The sequence below is a fragment of the Sphingomonas sp. Root710 genome (assembly GCF_001429065.1).
In the GTDB taxonomy this organism is placed as follows: domain Bacteria; phylum Pseudomonadota; class Alphaproteobacteria; order Sphingomonadales; family Sphingomonadaceae; genus Rhizorhabdus.
The window spans coordinates 633,743-647,648 of the sequence record NZ_LMIB01000001.1; the positions used below are offsets into that span (position 1 = coordinate 633,743).

Consider the following 13,906-nt stretch of genomic DNA (forward strand, 5'->3'; position numbering starts at 1 on the left):
CCCTCCGGCTTTCTTCCAAAATGAGCAGGGGGCGGAGAACGAGTCTCCACCCCGGCTGTCGCTGCCTATGGCGGAATATCCCGTCGAAGGCAAGGCTGCGCGAACGTCTTGGCGAAGCGGCCGGAAGGGCGTACATGCGCGCTGCCTTCGTTTCGGCCACGCAGCGTAGCGTTGCCGGCGGTGATGACCGCTACGGGGGCCGGAGACGTGCCGGGTGATAAAAGCGTTGGGCATGATGGCGGTCGGAGCGGTCGTCGCAGCTGTCGTCATCCGGTCCAATCGAGCGGGTCCACACCATCTGGCGATCACGATCGCAGCGATCACCACGCTCCTTGGCGGGGCGGTGGGCTATGTCGCCTATCTCGGCTACTTCGGCGGCGAGCTCTTCCGGGAGACACCGGCGAAATATGCGCCCGGTCCGGGGAAGCCTGCGCGCGCCGTGGTCATCTTTTCCGGGGATATGGGCTTCAACACGGGCATGGGCCCCGCGATCGAGAAACGGCTATCCGCCGATGGCATAGCCGTGGTCAGCGTGAACTCGCTCAGCTTTTTCCGGTCACGGCGCGACCCGCGGCAGGCAGCGGACCTCATCGCGGCGGCGATGGCGCGGGCGATGGCGCTCGGCCGTGTCGACCGCGTCGCCCTGATTGGTCAGTCCTTCGGTGCGGACATGCTGCAGGCGGGGCTTTCGGTTGCGCCGCCTGAACTGCGCAGGCACGTCGCGATGGTCGCCCTCGTAGTCCCGGGCGAAACGCTCTCCTTCCGCGCCTCCCCATCGAACCTGTTCAGTTTCGGTGATGCGGAACAGGATGCCGTTCCTTCCGCCCGGCAGCTGGGCTGGGTCCCCACCATCTGCATTTTCGGCAGCGAGGAAACCGACAGTCTTTGCCCGCATCTGCCGGAAACGGCGGCCCGACGAGTGGAATTGCCGGGCGGTCATCCGCTTCACCATGATGACGCGGCAGTTTATGCAGTGCTGCGGCGCGCTATCGACAAGGCGCTGCCGACCCGATGACCGCACTGAACCACGCGCGGTGGACGGAGGTTTTCCGCCGTCACCGGGCCAAGGCAAATGTCGTGGCGGTGCTGCTGATCACGACATTCGGTTTCGGAGCGCTCCACCGCCTGACCGAGGAAGTGGCGCTGTCGGATGTCCGCCGCGCGTTCCACGCCCTGCCAGCCACGCATGTCGCCGGCGCCATCGCGTTGACCGTGATGAGCTATCTCGCATTGACGCTTTACGACGTGGTCGCGCTCCGCGTGATCGGGCGTCGGCTGCCGTGGCGAACCGCCGCCTATGCCTCGTTCGCGAGTTATACGCTCAGCCATAATCTCGGTCTCTCCCTGCTCACCGGCGGGTCGGCACGCTTTCACATCTATAGCAGGGCCGGCCTCGACAGCACCGACGTCGCGCGCGTCATCGCCATCGCATCGATCGCCTTCTGGACGGGCGTGTTCACCGTTGCCGCGATCACGATGCTGATGGGATGGGGAACGCTCGACATGGCCGGCTACGCCGTTCCCCGCGCGCTGCAGATATTGGCCGGGGGAGCGTTCGTCGGCGTGATCGCGCTGTCGCTGGCCGCCCTGATGCGCTGGCGCTCGGCCAGCCTGTTCGGGTGGCGGGTGGCGCTGCCATCTCCCGGGCAGGGCGTCGCGATCATCGCCGTGTCGGCCGTCGATCTGTCGGTGGCGAGCGCGGCGCTGTTCATCCTGCTCCCCGGCGCGACCTTTGCGGCCTGGCCCGACTTCTTCCTCGGCTATGCGATGGCGATCATCATCGCCCTGATCAGCCATGTTCCGGGGGGGATCGGTGTCTTCGAAGCGGTGATCATCGCAACGACACCAGGCGATCCCACCGATATCGCCGCGGCGCTGATCGCCTATCGGCTCATCTATTATATCCTGCCGCTGATCGGTGCGGCGGCGCTGATGGCCTGGGTGGAGGGAAAGCGCTGGCAGGCAAGGATCGGCCAGGCGCTGTCGGATGCGCGCCTCATCGCCGACGGCATCGTGCCGCTGCTGGCCAGCACGATAATATTCCTGGCGGGCGCCGTGCTGCTGGTGTCGGGATCGCTGCCGGCGGTGCCGGGACGGATGCGCGACTTGCACGATATCATAGCGTTGCCGCTGATCGAAATGGCCCATGTCTTCGCCAGCATGACGGGTACGGCGCTGCTGCTGATGACGCCCGGGCTATACCGCCGGCTCGATGGCGCTTTCTATGCGACCCGCCTGCTACTGCTCGCCGGAGCGATATTATCCCTGCTCAAAGGGCTGGATTATGAAGAGGCGACGGCGATGCTCGCCGCAGCCGGCCTGCTGCAATTCTCGCGGTGCGCCTTTTATCGCAAGACCGCGCTGATTGCGGCCCCCTTCACCCCGAAATGGATCGCGGCGGTGCTTTCGGTGCTGTTGCTGTCGCTGTGGATCGGCTTTTTCGCGTTCAAGCATGTCGCCTATCGCGACGACCTCTGGTTGGAATTTGCACTGCGGGGCGACGCCTCCCGCTTCCTGCGCGCCACCGTCGCCGCCGGGGCGCTGCTGATCTTCTGGTCCATATGGCGATTGTTCGCCCCGGCCCCGATCACCCACGCCGTCCAGGCCCTGCCGCCCGAAACCGCCGAAAGGGCGATTGCGGAAAGCAATCGTACGGATGCGATGCTGGCCTTCACCGGCGACAAGCGCTTTCTGGTATCGCCCGGCAACGACGCGTTCCTGATGTATCAGATCAAGGGTGCGAGCTGGATCGTGATGGGTGATCCGATCGGTCCTACCGAAAGCTGGGCCGACCTGTTCTGGGAGATGCGTACGCTGGTCGACGCGGCGCAGGGACGGCTGCTTTTCTATCAGATCAGCGAGAAATCCTTGCCGATGATGATCGAGATGGGTTTGCAGATCGTCAAATTCGGGGAATCGGCCAGCGTCGATCTTGAAGGCTTCACGCTCGAGGGCCCCGAACGGCGGCCGTTGCGCCACGCGGTTCGCCGGGCCGAGCGCGAGGGCCTGAGCTTCACCATCGTCCCTGCCGCTCAGGTGCCAGCCATCTTCGACCAGCTCGCGGAGATTTCCGACGAATGGATGCGGAGCAAGGGCGCGGCCGAGAAGGGATTCAGTATCGGCCGGTTCGGGCGTGACTATATGACCCGTTTTGATTGTGCGCTGGTGTCGCATCACGGACGAGCCGTCGCCTTCGCGAACATCTGGGCCACCCCGAACCATGCCGAGCTTTCGGTCGACCTGATGCGGCACCGCGCCGAGATGCCCTATGGCGTGATGGATTTCCTGTTTGTCGAACTCATGGTGTGGGGAAAGGCGAATGGGTATCGAAGCTTCTCGCTCGGCATGGCGCCGCTGTCGGGCATCGAAGCGCGGCAATTGTCGCCGGCCTGGTCAAAGGCCGCGGCGCTCGTCGTGCGGTATGGCAACAGCTTCTATGGTTTCGACGGCTTGCGCGCCTATAAGAGCAAGTTCACGCCGACCTGGAGCCCTCGATATGTGGCGAGCCAGGGCGGGCTCGGCTTTCTGATGGCGCTGGGCGATGTGAAGGCGCTGATCGGCAACGACTGAAGGGTGGCCGAAACGGCGGGGCCGTGCCCACCGGCATGCGATCAGACCGTTGCCGATTGCGAGGACAGGCCCTAAGGGCGCACGCCAGAACATAGGGAGCTCCCGATGCGTGCATTCATCTTCCCCGGACAGGGCAGCCAGGCTGTCGGCATGGGTCAGGCGCTCGCCGCCGCGAGTCCGGTGGCGCGTGAAGTCTTTCAGGAGGTCGACGATGCGCTCGGCCAGAACCTGTTCCGGCTGATGGCCGAAGGGCCCGCCGACGAGTTGACCCTGACCGAAAACGCCCAGCCCGCGATCATGGCCAACGCCATTGCTACCTTCCGGGTGTTGCAGAAGGAAGGCGGCATCAGCCTGGCCGACAAGGCGGCGTTCGTCGCGGGTCACAGCCTGGGCGAATATAGCGCGCTGTGCGCCGCGGAGGCGATAGACCTTGCTACCACAGCACGGCTGCTCAAGCTGCGCGGCCAGTCGATGCAGGCGGCGGTGCCGGTCGGTGTCGGCGCGATGGCGGTGTTCCTCGGCCTCGACTTCGATGGCGCCCGCGCGGTTGCCGAGGAAGCTGCCCAGGGCGAGGTATGCCAGGCTGCCAACGACAACAGCAACCGTCAGGTCGTCGTGTCGGGGCACAAAGGCGCGGTCGAGCGCGCCATCGAGATTGCCAAGGCGAAGGGCGCCAAGCGCGCGCTGCTGCTGCCGGTCTCCGCGCCGTTCCATTGCTCGCTGATGCAGCCCGCCGCCGAGGCGATGGCCGAGGCGCTGGGCAAGACCGCGGTGCAGAGCCCGCTGGTGCCGGTCTATGCCAATGTCACCGCCGCGCCGGTCGCCGATCCGCACGATATCGTGAAACTGCTCGTCCAGCAGGTGACGGGCACGGTGCGCTGGCGCGAGAGTGTCGCGGCCATGGCCGATGCGGGCGTCGAACAGTTCGTGGAGTTCGGCGGCAAGGTCGTCGGTCCGATGGTCAAGGACATCACCGACAAGGCGGCCGCGACCAGCGTCGTCAGCATGGACGATATCGAAGCTCTGGTGGCTTCGCTCTAATCAACCGCTCCATCTCGGTCGTCATTCCCGCGAAAGCGGGAATCCATGGACGGCGGCGCGCTGGAGCTTCTATTGAATCGTGACCGTGGATTCCCGCTTTCGCGGGAATGACGGGAAGGGGAAGGCGAGGACTATGTTCGATCTTTCAGGCATGACCGCACTGGTCACCGGCGCATCGGGCGGCATCGGCTCGGCGATCGCCAAGGCGCTGGCCGGGCAGGGTGCGAAGGTCGCGCTTTCGGGCACGCGTGAGGATGCGCTGAAGGCGGTGGCGGCGGAGATCGGCGGCGATGCCGTCATTCTGCCGTGCAACCTGGGCGATGCCGAGGCGGTTGACGGATTGGTGCCCCGCGCGGTCGAGGCGCTGGGCGGCAAGCTCGATATCCTCGTCAATAACGCCGGCGTCACCCGCGACAATCTGATCATGCGGATGAAGGACGAGGAATGGGATCAGGTGATCTCGGTCAACCTCGAAGCCGCCTTCCGACTGATCCGCGCGTCGACCAAGCCGATGATGAAGGCGCGCTTCGGGCGCGTCATCACGATCACGTCGGTCGTCGGGACCACCGGCAATCCGGGGCAGGCCAATTATGCCGCGTCGAAGGCGGGGCTGGTTGGCATGTCCAAAGCGCTGGCGCAGGAACTGGCGAGCCGCAACATCACCGTGAATTGCGTCGCGCCGGGCTTCATTTCCTCGGCCATGACCGATGTCCTACCCGATGCGCAGAAGGAGGCCCTGCTCGGCAAGATCCCGGCGGGCAAGCTGGGTGAGGGCGGCGACATCGCCGCGGCGGTGGTCTATCTGGCCAGCCAGGAAGCCGCCTATGTCACTGGTCAGACGCTGCACGTCAACGGCGGGATGGCCATGATCTGAGCCGGGGGCAATCGACCTCTGGCGCGAAAACCCCACATCACCGTTGCACCCGTCATCAAAGCAAGCTTGCAAGCTTTGTCGGCCCTCGTTAGGGCAGGCGAAAGAGACCCTAAGGAAGGTTTAGAACATGAGCGAGACCGCCGAGCGCGTTAAGAAGATCGTTGTCGAGCATCTGGGCGTGGAGGCCGAGAAGGTCACCGAGGAAGCCAGCTTCATCGACGATCTGGGCGCGGACAGCCTCGACATCGTCGAGCTGGTTATGGCCTTCGAAGAAGAGTTCGGCGTGGAAATCCCCGACGACGCGGCCGAGAAGATCGCGACCGTCAAGGACGCCATCAGCTATATCGATAGCAACAAGGGCTGATCATTCCGCCGGCCGGCCGTTGATCGACCGGGGCAGGTGATAGAGCCGAGCAGTTTCAGCGGCTCCCCGACCCCGGACTATCCGATGGGACGGGGGGCCGCTTTGCCGTTCGAGACGTGGGGCGCAGGCCCCGAATGCAGGAGAATGCCATGCGCCGCGTGGTCGTAACCGGATTGGGCCTTGTCACGCCGCTGGGCGCGGACGTCGAGACCGCATGGGCCAACATCATCGCCGGCAAATCGGGCGCGGGCCCCATCACCCGCTTCGATACCACCGAACAGGTCTGCAAGATCGCCTGCGAGGTGAAGCCCGCCGACCACCCCTATGGCTTTGATCCCAACAAGCGCGTCGACCATAAGGTGCAGCGCCAGGTCGACCCCTTCATCATCTATGGCATCGACGCCGCAGGCCAGGCGCTCGAAGACGCTGGCCTGACCGAGATGAGCGAAGAGGAAAGCTATCGCGCCGGTCTGTCGATCGGTTCGGGCATCGGCGGCCTGCCGGGCATCGCCAGCGAATCGATCGTCTGCGAGACCAAGGGCCCGAAGCGCGTTTCGCCGCACTTCGTCCATGGCCGGCTGATCAACTTGATCTCGGGTCAGGTATCGATCAAATATGGTCTGCGTGGCCCGAATCACGCGGTCGTCACCGCCTGCTCGACCGGCGCGCATGCGATCGGCGACGCTGCGCGGATGATAGCGATGGATGATGCCGACGTGATGCTGGCGGGCGGCGCGGAAGGTGCGATCTGCCCGCTCGGCATCGCCGGTTTCGCCCAGGCGCGCGCGCTATCGACCGATTTCAACGACGAGCCCGAAAAGGCCTCGCGCCCCTATGACAAGCGCCGTGATGGCTTCGTCATGGGCGAGGGCGCGGGCATCGTCGTGCTCGAGGAATATGAGCATGCCAAGGCGCGCGGTGCGAAGATCTACGCCGAGGTGATCGGCTATGGCCTGTCGGGCGACGCCTATCATGTCACCGCGCCGCACCCCGAAGGTTCGGGCGCCTATCGTTCGATGGCGATGGCGCTGAAGAAGTCGGGGCTGCAGCCGTCTGACATCGACTATATCAACGCGCATGGCACCTCGACCCCGCTCGGCGACGAGCTGGAGGCCGGGGCGGTCCGCCGCCTGTTCGGCGACGCGCTCAAGACGGTGTCGATGAGCTCTACCAAGTCGGCGATCGGCCATCTCCTCGGCGGCGCGGGCGCGGTCGAATCGATCTTCTGCATCCTGGCGATGCGCGATCAGATCGTGCCGCCGACGCTGAATCTCGAAGACCCGAGTGACGGTCTGGAGGATTTCGACCTCGTCCCGCTCAAAGCCAAGAAGCGCAAGGTGAAGGCCGTACTGAACAACAGCTTCGGCTTCGGCGGCACCAACGCCAGCCTGATCATGCGCGCTGTAGAGGATTGAGCCGCCGCCGCAGGAAGCCGTCGATGATTCGCCGCGCCATAGCCCTGGTCCTGATCCTCGCGTTGATCGGGGGCGGGGCGGCGGCTTGGATATCACGCGACTGGTGGAGCGACGGACCCTCCAATGAGGAGGTGAGCGTCGTCGTCGCCAAGGGCGATACGCTCGCGTCGGCGGCACGTGCCCTGGAAAAGGCGGGCGCGATCCGTTCGACCACCAACTTCCTGCGCTTCGCCCGCCGCTTCGGCCCCGACGCGCCGATCCGCGCAGGCGAGTTTACGATTCCGGCGCGCGCCAGCGGCCGGGCGATCCTCGACATCCTGCAGAACGGCAAGCCGGTTCAGCATCTGGTGACGATCCCAGAGGGCATGCCCTCGATCCTCGTCTATGAGCGGCTGATGGCCGAGCCGCAGCTGACCGGCCAGATCGACGTTCCCGCCGAAGGATCGGTGCTACCCGACAGCTACAGCTTCGAAGCCGGCGAACCGCGCGCGGCGGTGCTCGCCCGGATGCAGGCGGCGATGCGCACCGCGCTGGACGAAGCCTGGGCCGCGCGCAAGCCGACGAGCGTGGCGCGCACCCCGCGAGAAGCGGTCATCCTCGCCTCGATCGTCGAGAAGGAAACCGCGATCGCCTCCGAACGGCCGATGGTCGCGTCGGTCTATTCGAACCGGGTGCGCGAGGGGATGAAGCTGCAGGCCGATCCGACGGTGATCTACCCGATCACCAAGGGCAAGCCGCTGGGCCGCCGGATCAAGCGGTCCGAGCTCAATGCGGTCAACGGCTACAACACCTATGCCTCGGCGGGTCTGCCCGCGGGACCGATCGCCAATCCCAGCCGCGCCGCGATCGAAGCGGTGCTTGATCCGGCCAAGAGCACGGCGCTCTATTTCGTGGCGGACGGCAAGGGCGGGCATGTCTTCGCCAACACGCTGGCGGAGCATAATGCCAATGTGCAGCGCTTCTACGCGATCCGCCGCGCGCGGGGCGAGATGTAGGCGAAGACCGTCATCCCAGCTTTGCTGGATCGGCGGTGGCGGATCAGACGATCCAGCCTTTCTTCTTAGCGGACGTTGCGAACCATAGCTCGATTATCGCCATCGCGATGATGAAGGCGGGGAAGGCCGCCGCGCCCCAGCCCATGATGTCCTGAATTTTGGCGACGCCGAAGCTGTGGCCGAACTGGATGATCACCGCGGCCAGCGAGAGCAAATAGAGCGGCTGCGCCCAGGCGCGGCGCAGCAGCAGCGCAACGCTGCCGAAGGTCCCGCTCCACACCGCGACGCCATAGACCCACCACAGCCATTGCGGCATGGCGGCGATGCAATCGGCACCTGCCTTGCCCATCTGTGCCACGAGCTGCTCATAAGGTGTCGTGAGCTGCGAATAGAAGGCGTAGATACCGGCCAGGCCCCACAGCAGGAACAGGACGCCAACGGCCATGAACCAATTTGGAGCAGCCGCTGTTTCGCTCGTATCGCTCATCATTCATCTCCCCATGTTCAGGTGCGGTGCCGTGACGACGATGGGCATCGCTGTGATCCGACAAAGATCGTGAATTCAACTCAGCCAGCCATGCGCCTTGGCGGCGCAGGCGAAGGCGATCTGGCCCAAGGCTACGATGGCGATGAAGCCGGGAAAGGCCGCCGAGGACGCGCCGAGTTTCGACCAGCCCTTGTAGACGATGAAGAACCAGCCGAATTGTACGATCACACCGACCAGTGACGCTATGAACAGCGGGCCCGCCGCAACGCTGCGCAACAGCAGCGCGATCGCGCCGAGCAGTCCCGCGCCGACCGCGACGACATAGGCGATCTTCGCCGTGGCGGGCATGGCGAGCCAGGCGTCGCGCTGTTGGTCGGGCAGGGCGGCGATCTTGTCGGGGGGCATCCGCATCTGGTTGGCACAGGCGCCGCAGCCGATCAGGTTCCAGATCAACAGGATAGCCGAAACCACCCAATACCAGATGGGAACCATGGCGACCTCCCCCAATCGCTATCGACGTGGGGAGGATGCGCCTGTTCCTCAGCGATGACAATGGCACAGTTGAGAGAGGTGCTGCGACCCTTCGGGACGTCCTCCTGAACGTTCAGGAGGACGCTCGTCTTCAGCTATAGCTTTAGTCCTTCGGCTTCGTCGAACCCGAGCGCGATATTGAGGTTCTGAACCGCTGCGCCCGCTGCACCCTTGCCGAGATTGTCCAGCGCTGCGATCATGCGGGCCTGCCCGGCCTCATCGTCGGCATAGACGAACAGGTCGAGGCGGTCTGTGCCGGCGGCCTGCTCGATCGTCAGGAAGCCCGGATTGTCGCTGGCGACGCGCACGACCCGGCTGCCGGCATAAGCTTCGGCCAGCGTATCGCGGATCGCAGCACCAGTCGGCCGTCCCGGCAACAGATGCAGGTGCAGCGGTATTTCGACGAGCATCCCGCGATAGGTGCGCGCGACCGAAGGGAAGAAGATCGGGGGATGGGCGAGACCCGCCCGCTTCTGCATCTCGGGTACATGCTTATGGCCGAGGCCGAGCGCATAAGCGCGAAAGGCGGTGTCGGTCGCGTCGGGTGAGGCGGGATCCTCAAACATCGCGATCATCGACTTGCCGCCACCCGAATAGCCCGAGACGGCGTTGATCGAGACCGGGGTGGCGGGGGGCAGCAGCCCGGCGCGCACCAGCGGGCGCACCAGCGCGAGGAAGCCGGTGGGATAGCAGCCTGGGTTGGAGATGCGCGTCGCGTTGCGCAATATATCACGCTGGCCCGGATTGAGCTCGGCGAAGCCGTAGGTCCAGTCGGCGGCGGTGCGGTGCGCGGTCGACGCGTCGATCACCCGGGTCGCCGGATTGTCGATCAGCGCCACGGCCTCGCGCGCGGCGTCGTCGGGCAAGCACAGGATCACCGCGTCGGCAGCATTGAGCACCTCCGCGCGCGCGGAGGCATCCTTGCGCCGGTCCTCGGCGATGGTGAGCAGTTCGATGTCGCTGCGCCCCGAAAGCCGGTCGCGGATTTCCAGACCCGTGGTGCCAGCGGCACCGTCGATGAAGACCTTCGCGGTCATGCGTTTTCGATCCTTCGCCGGCTCAGTATCGGCCGGTCATGATTGGGGGCAAGGCGGGCCACGACGTCGGCGAGGGGCTCGACGACGACGCTCATCCAATGCGCATTGGCATGGATCAGCAGCGTCTCGTCCACCATCAGCCCGACATGGCCAGGGAAATTGACGATGTCCCCTCGTCGGAGGCGGGCCTCCGCGGCGAGGTTTTCGCCGACGGTCTCGCGTTGCATGTCGGTATCGCGCGGCGCGGCGATGCCGGTCGCTGCGAGCGCGACCTGCACCAGCCCCGAACAATCGATGCCATCCTGGCCCCGGCCACCCCATAGGTAGGGCATGCCCAGGAAAAGTTCGGCCACGGCAACCGCGTCGGGCGCATGGGCACCGATGGGGGCGAGATGGCGGATGTGGACGAAACCCGCGCCGGTGGCGACGAAGCCGTCCTGCGCTTCGCCGGCAAGGCGCGCGCTGAAGGGCAGGGTGCCCACCATCGGCGTCTTGATCGACGGTCCTGCGAAGAGCAGCGCCTCACGTACCGCGACGCGGTGCGTCGGCTCGACCGGCGCGCCGAGGCTGTCCGCGGCGACATAGCCGACATAATGATCGTGCCGCGAATAGCCCCAGGCCCAGCCGCCCGCGAGATCGAGCACCGCGAATTCCTCGCCGGGCAGAAGCTGCGATGCGGCCTCGGCATGATGGCTCGCGGCGGTGCGGATCATCGCGGCGCTGGTTGCCATGCGGACCATCGGCGCGGCATAATGCGGTGCGAACAGAGTGCCCGCCAACGCGACGTCGGCGATGTCGGGGCGAAAGGCGTTGGTTCGCGCGTCGAGCCGCCGCGTCGGGCCATCGAGATAAAAGGCGGTCGCGGGCGCGCAGCCGCCGGAGGAATCAGCCGCGTATCTTCTCGAGATCGATGGACTTTCCGAATGCATCGAGGAAGGCGGCCCCTTTATCGGTCTTTGCGACGAATATGTTGCGACGATCATTATCGTCACGCTCGCGGCGCAGATAGCCGAGCGAGCCCAGGGTATTCAAGGCGCGCGTGATGACGGGCTTGGAGACACCAAGTTGCTGGGCAAGACCGCGGACCGTGTGGGGGCCGGGGGTGATGTAGCTGATCAGCAGCAGTGCCATTTGCCGGTTGGTGAGGTCGGGCTGACCCGACCGGACATAAGAGACCAAGGCTCGCATCCACTGGGAAAGCTGAGAATCGGCCATTTTGCAGCGCCCTTTACATGTTACTCGTTGCGGTTGATCACCCCTTCAACAAGAACACATGCGAACGCTTTTCGTTTCACCACAGCATTATGTTTTTTCGCGCCTTGCCGCTAGAATCTTGCGTCTGGCCTCAGGGCGTAACGAATCTGGCAAGCAACATCGCGAAAGCTGCGCGTAGGCCGAGCGCATCGCCGCCCTTCGGTCTTCCCGGTTTCGGCGACGGACGCCAGGCGAAGGTATCGAAATGTGCCCAGGCCGTGCCGTCAGGCACGAATCTCTGCAGGAACAAGGCGGCGGTTACCGCGCCGGCCATGCCGCCTTCGCCCGCATTGTTGATGTCGGCCGCGGTCGACTTCAGCATGTCGGCATAGTCACCCCACAGCGGTAGCCGCCAGACGGGGTCGGATGCGGCGCTTGCCGCTGCGGCTATGTCGGCCGCCAGCGTATCGTCATTCGCGAAGAGCGCGGGCAGATCGGGCCCCAGCGCCACGCGGGCGGCCCCGGTCAGCGTGGCGAAATCGAGGATGAGTTCGGGCTTGTCCTCCCCGGCCCGGGTCAGCGCGTCGCCCAGCACGAGCCGCCCTTCGGCGTCGGTGTTGCCGATCTCGACCGATATTCCCTTGCGGCTGCGCAGGATATCGCCGGGGCGGAAGGCATCGCCCGCCACGGCATTCTCGACCGCCGGTATGAGAAGGTGCAACCGTACCGGGAGCCGCGCGTGCATCACGAGCTGGGCGAGCGCCAGTGCATGCGCAGCGCCGCCCATATCCTTTTTCATCAGCAGCATCGCCGAGGAAGGTTTGAGATCAAGCCCGCCCGAATCGAAACAGACGCCCTTGCCGATGATCGCGATGCGCGGGTGCTTGGGATTGCCCCATTCGAGTTCGATCAGCCGTGGCGCGCGTTCGCGGACTGCAGCTCGGCCGACCGCCGCGATCATCGGATAACCCTGTTCCAGCGTGTCGCCCTGGGTAAGGCGATAATCCGCGCTGTACGCTTTCGCGACGCCCTCTGATGCGGCGGCGAGTTCGGCGGGCCCCATATCGGCGGCGGGCGTGTCGACGAGATCGCGGACCAGCGCCACGGCTTCCGCCAGCGCTATCTGAGCCGGAATCGCCGCCGGGTCGCTGGTCAGCAATATGCGCTGCGGGATGGGATCGGGCTTCGCCAGATAGCGATCGAAGCGGTGATGCGCGAGCAGCCAGCCCAGCGCGCTTTCGGCCGGCCAGTTGCCGTCGATGCGATAGCTGCCTGCGGGCAGCTTCTGTGCGACGGCGGCGAGATCCCAGGGACTGGATGTCTTGGTCTGGCCATAGACCGCCGACCATTCTCCATCCTTCCGACCCGGCAGGATCAGCACCTCGCCCGGCTTGGCCTTGAACTGCCCGGCCGCCGCCAATGTGCGGGTCTGCGGGGGCTGCGCCTTCAGCCAGGCATCGAAGCCATCGGCGGCAACCGGCGTCAGGCTGTGCGCGGTTTCGCCGCGATCGGGAACGAACAGGCTGGCGAAGTCGGTCATGGCCGTACCTTTTTCAGCGATCGATGAGGAAATGCATGCGGCCTGTCGCGATCGGCATATTGCGGTCGTCCTGCCAGCAGGATGCCGCCGCATTAGCGACCCGTTTGCCGATACGCACGATCTGCGCCAGAGCGTGCATGTCGGTCATCACGCCGCCGCGCAGATAATCGACCGAGACGTTGATCGGCTTGAAACCCGGCAGGGCGATGTCTGGGAATTCCTGGCTCAGCGCTTCGTGGAGAGCCTGGTAGCAAGCCATTTCGAGCAGTCCGGCGATGACGCCGCCATGGAAGAAGCCGGGGCGTCCCTCCATCTCTGCGCGCCAATTGACCGTTAGAATCGGCTCGGCGCCATCGGCACGGCGCGCGCCGATCATTTCTGCATAGGGAGCCTTGCTGGTCATCATTCCGTCGTGAAGTAGAAGCTGCCCATCGCGGTCGCGACGAGATCGCCGGGGTCGCCGTCATGCGCTTCGCAGCGCACGAAGGCGATGTTGCGTGCGACACGGTGACACGTCGCGCGGGCGTGCATCGTCCGCCCCGGCATCGCGGCACGCATATAGTCGACCCGCAGGTCGAGCGTGGCCATCGACTGCATTCCGGCATTGGTCGATATGATGGCCGCGCCGGACGCGGTGTCGATCAGCGAAACGATGGGTCCCGAAGCGAGGATGCCGGTTTCAGCGCTGCTGGCCAGCCGCGGATCATAATCGAAGGCAAGCTCCGCCCAGTTGTCGCCATGGGCGACCAGCCGAAGGCCGATGTCTTTCGTATGCCCACCGGCGCTCAAACGCGCATTCAAGAGGTCGAGCGTTTCGGTCATCCTATCCCGCATAGGGCGTTATCTCGTCCGCGCAAC

At 65.3% G+C, this 13,906-nt stretch carries 15 protein-coding genes; 7 read left to right on the forward strand and 8 right to left on the reverse strand.

Annotation, left to right across the window (positions count from 1 at the left end; all coding sequences use genetic code 11):
- Positions 1-232 precede the first annotated feature (232 nt).
- The 7 genes from ASE00_RS02975 (at position 233) to mltG (ending at position 8,259) form a co-directional block, all read left to right on the forward strand.
- Positions 233-1,015, forward strand: coding sequence for an AcvB/VirJ family lysyl-phosphatidylglycerol hydrolase (locus tag ASE00_RS02975; RefSeq protein WP_056377673.1), 783 nt, complete (start codon positions 233-235; stop codon positions 1,013-1,015).
- On the forward strand, positions 1,012-3,570 hold the full coding sequence (mprF, locus tag ASE00_RS02980; RefSeq protein ID WP_056377675.1) for a bifunctional lysylphosphatidylglycerol flippase/synthetase MprF: 2,559 nt from the start codon (positions 1,012-1,014) through the stop codon (positions 3,568-3,570). The genes ASE00_RS02975 and mprF overlap by 4 nt, the downstream gene beginning before the upstream one ends.
- A 105-nt stretch (positions 3,571-3,675) precedes the next feature.
- Positions 3,676-4,611 carry an ACP S-malonyltransferase gene (gene fabD, locus ASE00_RS02985; protein ID WP_056377677.1) on the forward strand — a complete coding sequence of 312 codons (936 nt, stop codon included), beginning with the start codon at positions 3,676-3,678 and terminating at the stop codon, positions 4,609-4,611.
- 133 nt (positions 4,612-4,744) lie between these two features.
- On the forward strand, positions 4,745-5,485 hold the full coding sequence (fabG, locus tag ASE00_RS02990) for a 3-oxoacyl-[acyl-carrier-protein] reductase (protein ID WP_056377679.1): 741 nt from the start codon (positions 4,745-4,747) through the stop codon (positions 5,483-5,485).
- 127 nt (positions 5,486-5,612) lie between these two features.
- Positions 5,613-5,849, forward strand: coding sequence for an acyl carrier protein (locus ASE00_RS02995; protein WP_046193348.1), 237 nt, complete (start codon positions 5,613-5,615; stop codon positions 5,847-5,849).
- A gap of 149 nt (positions 5,850-5,998) precedes the next feature.
- Positions 5,999-7,264, forward strand: coding sequence for a beta-ketoacyl-ACP synthase II (fabF, locus tag ASE00_RS03000; protein ID WP_056379250.1), 1,266 nt, complete (start codon positions 5,999-6,001; stop codon positions 7,262-7,264).
- Between the two features lie 23 nt (positions 7,265-7,287).
- Positions 7,288-8,259: an endolytic transglycosylase MltG gene (gene mltG / locus ASE00_RS03005; protein WP_056377681.1), complete on the forward strand. Its 972-nt coding sequence runs from the start codon at positions 7,288-7,290 to the stop codon at positions 8,257-8,259.
- A gap of 43 nt (positions 8,260-8,302) precedes the next feature.
- Here mltG and ASE00_RS03010 read toward each other — a convergent pair whose 3' ends face one another.
- The 8 genes from ASE00_RS03010 to ASE00_RS03045 all read right to left on the reverse strand — a co-directional run bounded on the left by ASE00_RS03010 (position 8,303) and on the right by ASE00_RS03045 (position 13,870).
- Complete coding sequence (locus ASE00_RS03010) at positions 8,303-8,746, reverse strand: hypothetical protein (RefSeq protein WP_235538521.1); 444 nt, start codon at positions 8,744-8,746, stop codon at positions 8,303-8,305.
- Between the two features lie 75 nt (positions 8,747-8,821).
- Positions 8,822-9,238 carry a hypothetical protein gene (locus ASE00_RS03015; protein ID WP_056377686.1) on the reverse strand — a complete coding sequence of 139 codons (417 nt, stop codon included), beginning with the start codon at positions 9,236-9,238 and terminating at the stop codon, positions 8,822-8,824.
- Positions 9,239-9,372: 134 nt separating this feature from the next.
- The gene (argC, locus tag ASE00_RS03020) at positions 9,373-10,314 is read right to left on the reverse strand and encodes an N-acetyl-gamma-glutamyl-phosphate reductase (protein ID WP_056377687.1); all 942 of its coding nucleotides are present in this window, start codon (positions 10,312-10,314) and stop codon (positions 9,373-9,375) included.
- Positions 10,311-11,243 carry a C40 family peptidase gene (locus ASE00_RS03025; RefSeq protein ID WP_056377689.1) on the reverse strand — a complete coding sequence of 311 codons (933 nt, stop codon included), beginning with the start codon at positions 11,241-11,243 and terminating at the stop codon, positions 10,311-10,313. Before ASE00_RS03025 ends, argC begins: the two co-directional genes overlap by 4 nt.
- On the reverse strand, positions 11,200-11,529 hold the full coding sequence (locus ASE00_RS03030) for a MarR family transcriptional regulator (RefSeq protein ID WP_082594435.1): 330 nt from the start codon (positions 11,527-11,529) through the stop codon (positions 11,200-11,202). The genes ASE00_RS03025 and ASE00_RS03030 overlap by 44 nt, the downstream gene beginning before the upstream one ends.
- Before the next feature lie 130 nt (positions 11,530-11,659).
- Complete coding sequence (locus ASE00_RS03035; protein WP_056377693.1) at positions 11,660-13,048, reverse strand: leucyl aminopeptidase family protein; 1,389 nt, start codon at positions 13,046-13,048, stop codon at positions 11,660-11,662.
- Positions 13,049-13,061: 13 nt separating this feature from the next.
- Positions 13,062-13,451 (reverse strand): PaaI family thioesterase, encoded by a 390-nt coding sequence (locus ASE00_RS03040; RefSeq protein ID WP_056379253.1) that lies wholly within the window; start codon positions 13,449-13,451, stop codon positions 13,062-13,064.
- Entirely contained in the window at positions 13,451-13,870 is a 420-nt protein-coding gene (locus ASE00_RS03045) for a PaaI family thioesterase (protein WP_056377694.1), read from the reverse strand. The genes ASE00_RS03040 and ASE00_RS03045 overlap by 1 nt, the downstream gene beginning before the upstream one ends.
- Between the last annotated feature and the right edge of the window lie 36 nt (positions 13,871-13,906).

Excerpts from the sequence above, each read along its gene's own strand:
- ASE00_RS03015 (WP_056377686.1), bottom strand. The coding sequence starts at position 9,238 with ATGGTTCCCATCTGGTATTGGGTGGTTTCGGCTATCCTGTTGATCTGG.
- fabD (WP_056377677.1), top strand. The coding sequence starts at position 3,676 with ATGCGTGCATTCATCTTCCCCGGACAGGGCAGCCAGGCTGTCGGCATG.
- mltG (WP_056377681.1), top strand. The coding sequence starts at position 7,288 with ATGATTCGCCGCGCCATAGCCCTGGTCCTGATCCTCGCGTTGATCGGG.
- ASE00_RS03030 (WP_082594435.1), bottom strand. The coding sequence starts at position 11,529 with ATGGCCGATTCTCAGCTTTCCCAGTGGATGCGAGCCTTGGTCTCTTAT.
- ASE00_RS02975 (WP_056377673.1), top strand. The coding sequence starts at position 233 with ATGATGGCGGTCGGAGCGGTCGTCGCAGCTGTCGTCATCCGGTCCAAT.
- ASE00_RS02995 (WP_046193348.1), top strand. The coding sequence starts at position 5,613 with ATGAGCGAGACCGCCGAGCGCGTTAAGAAGATCGTTGTCGAGCATCTG.
- ASE00_RS03040 (WP_056379253.1), bottom strand. The coding sequence starts at position 13,451 with ATGACCAGCAAGGCTCCCTATGCAGAAATGATCGGCGCGCGCCGTGCC.
- ASE00_RS03010 (WP_235538521.1), bottom strand. The coding sequence starts at position 8,746 with ATGAGCGATACGAGCGAAACAGCGGCTGCTCCAAATTGGTTCATGGCC.
- fabF (WP_056379250.1), top strand. The coding sequence starts at position 5,999 with ATGCGCCGCGTGGTCGTAACCGGATTGGGCCTTGTCACGCCGCTGGGC.
- ASE00_RS03025 (WP_056377689.1), bottom strand. The coding sequence starts at position 11,243 with ATGCATTCGGAAAGTCCATCGATCTCGAGAAGATACGCGGCTGATTCC.
- ASE00_RS03045 (WP_056377694.1), bottom strand. The coding sequence starts at position 13,870 with ATGACCGAAACGCTCGACCTCTTGAATGCGCGTTTGAGCGCCGGTGGG.
- fabG (WP_056377679.1), top strand. The coding sequence starts at position 4,745 with ATGTTCGATCTTTCAGGCATGACCGCACTGGTCACCGGCGCATCGGGC.
- mprF (WP_056377675.1), top strand. The coding sequence starts at position 1,012 with ATGACCGCACTGAACCACGCGCGGTGGACGGAGGTTTTCCGCCGTCAC.
- ASE00_RS03035 (WP_056377693.1), bottom strand. The coding sequence starts at position 13,048 with ATGACCGACTTCGCCAGCCTGTTCGTTCCCGATCGCGGCGAAACCGCG.
- argC (WP_056377687.1), bottom strand. The coding sequence starts at position 10,314 with ATGACCGCGAAGGTCTTCATCGACGGTGCCGCTGGCACCACGGGTCTG.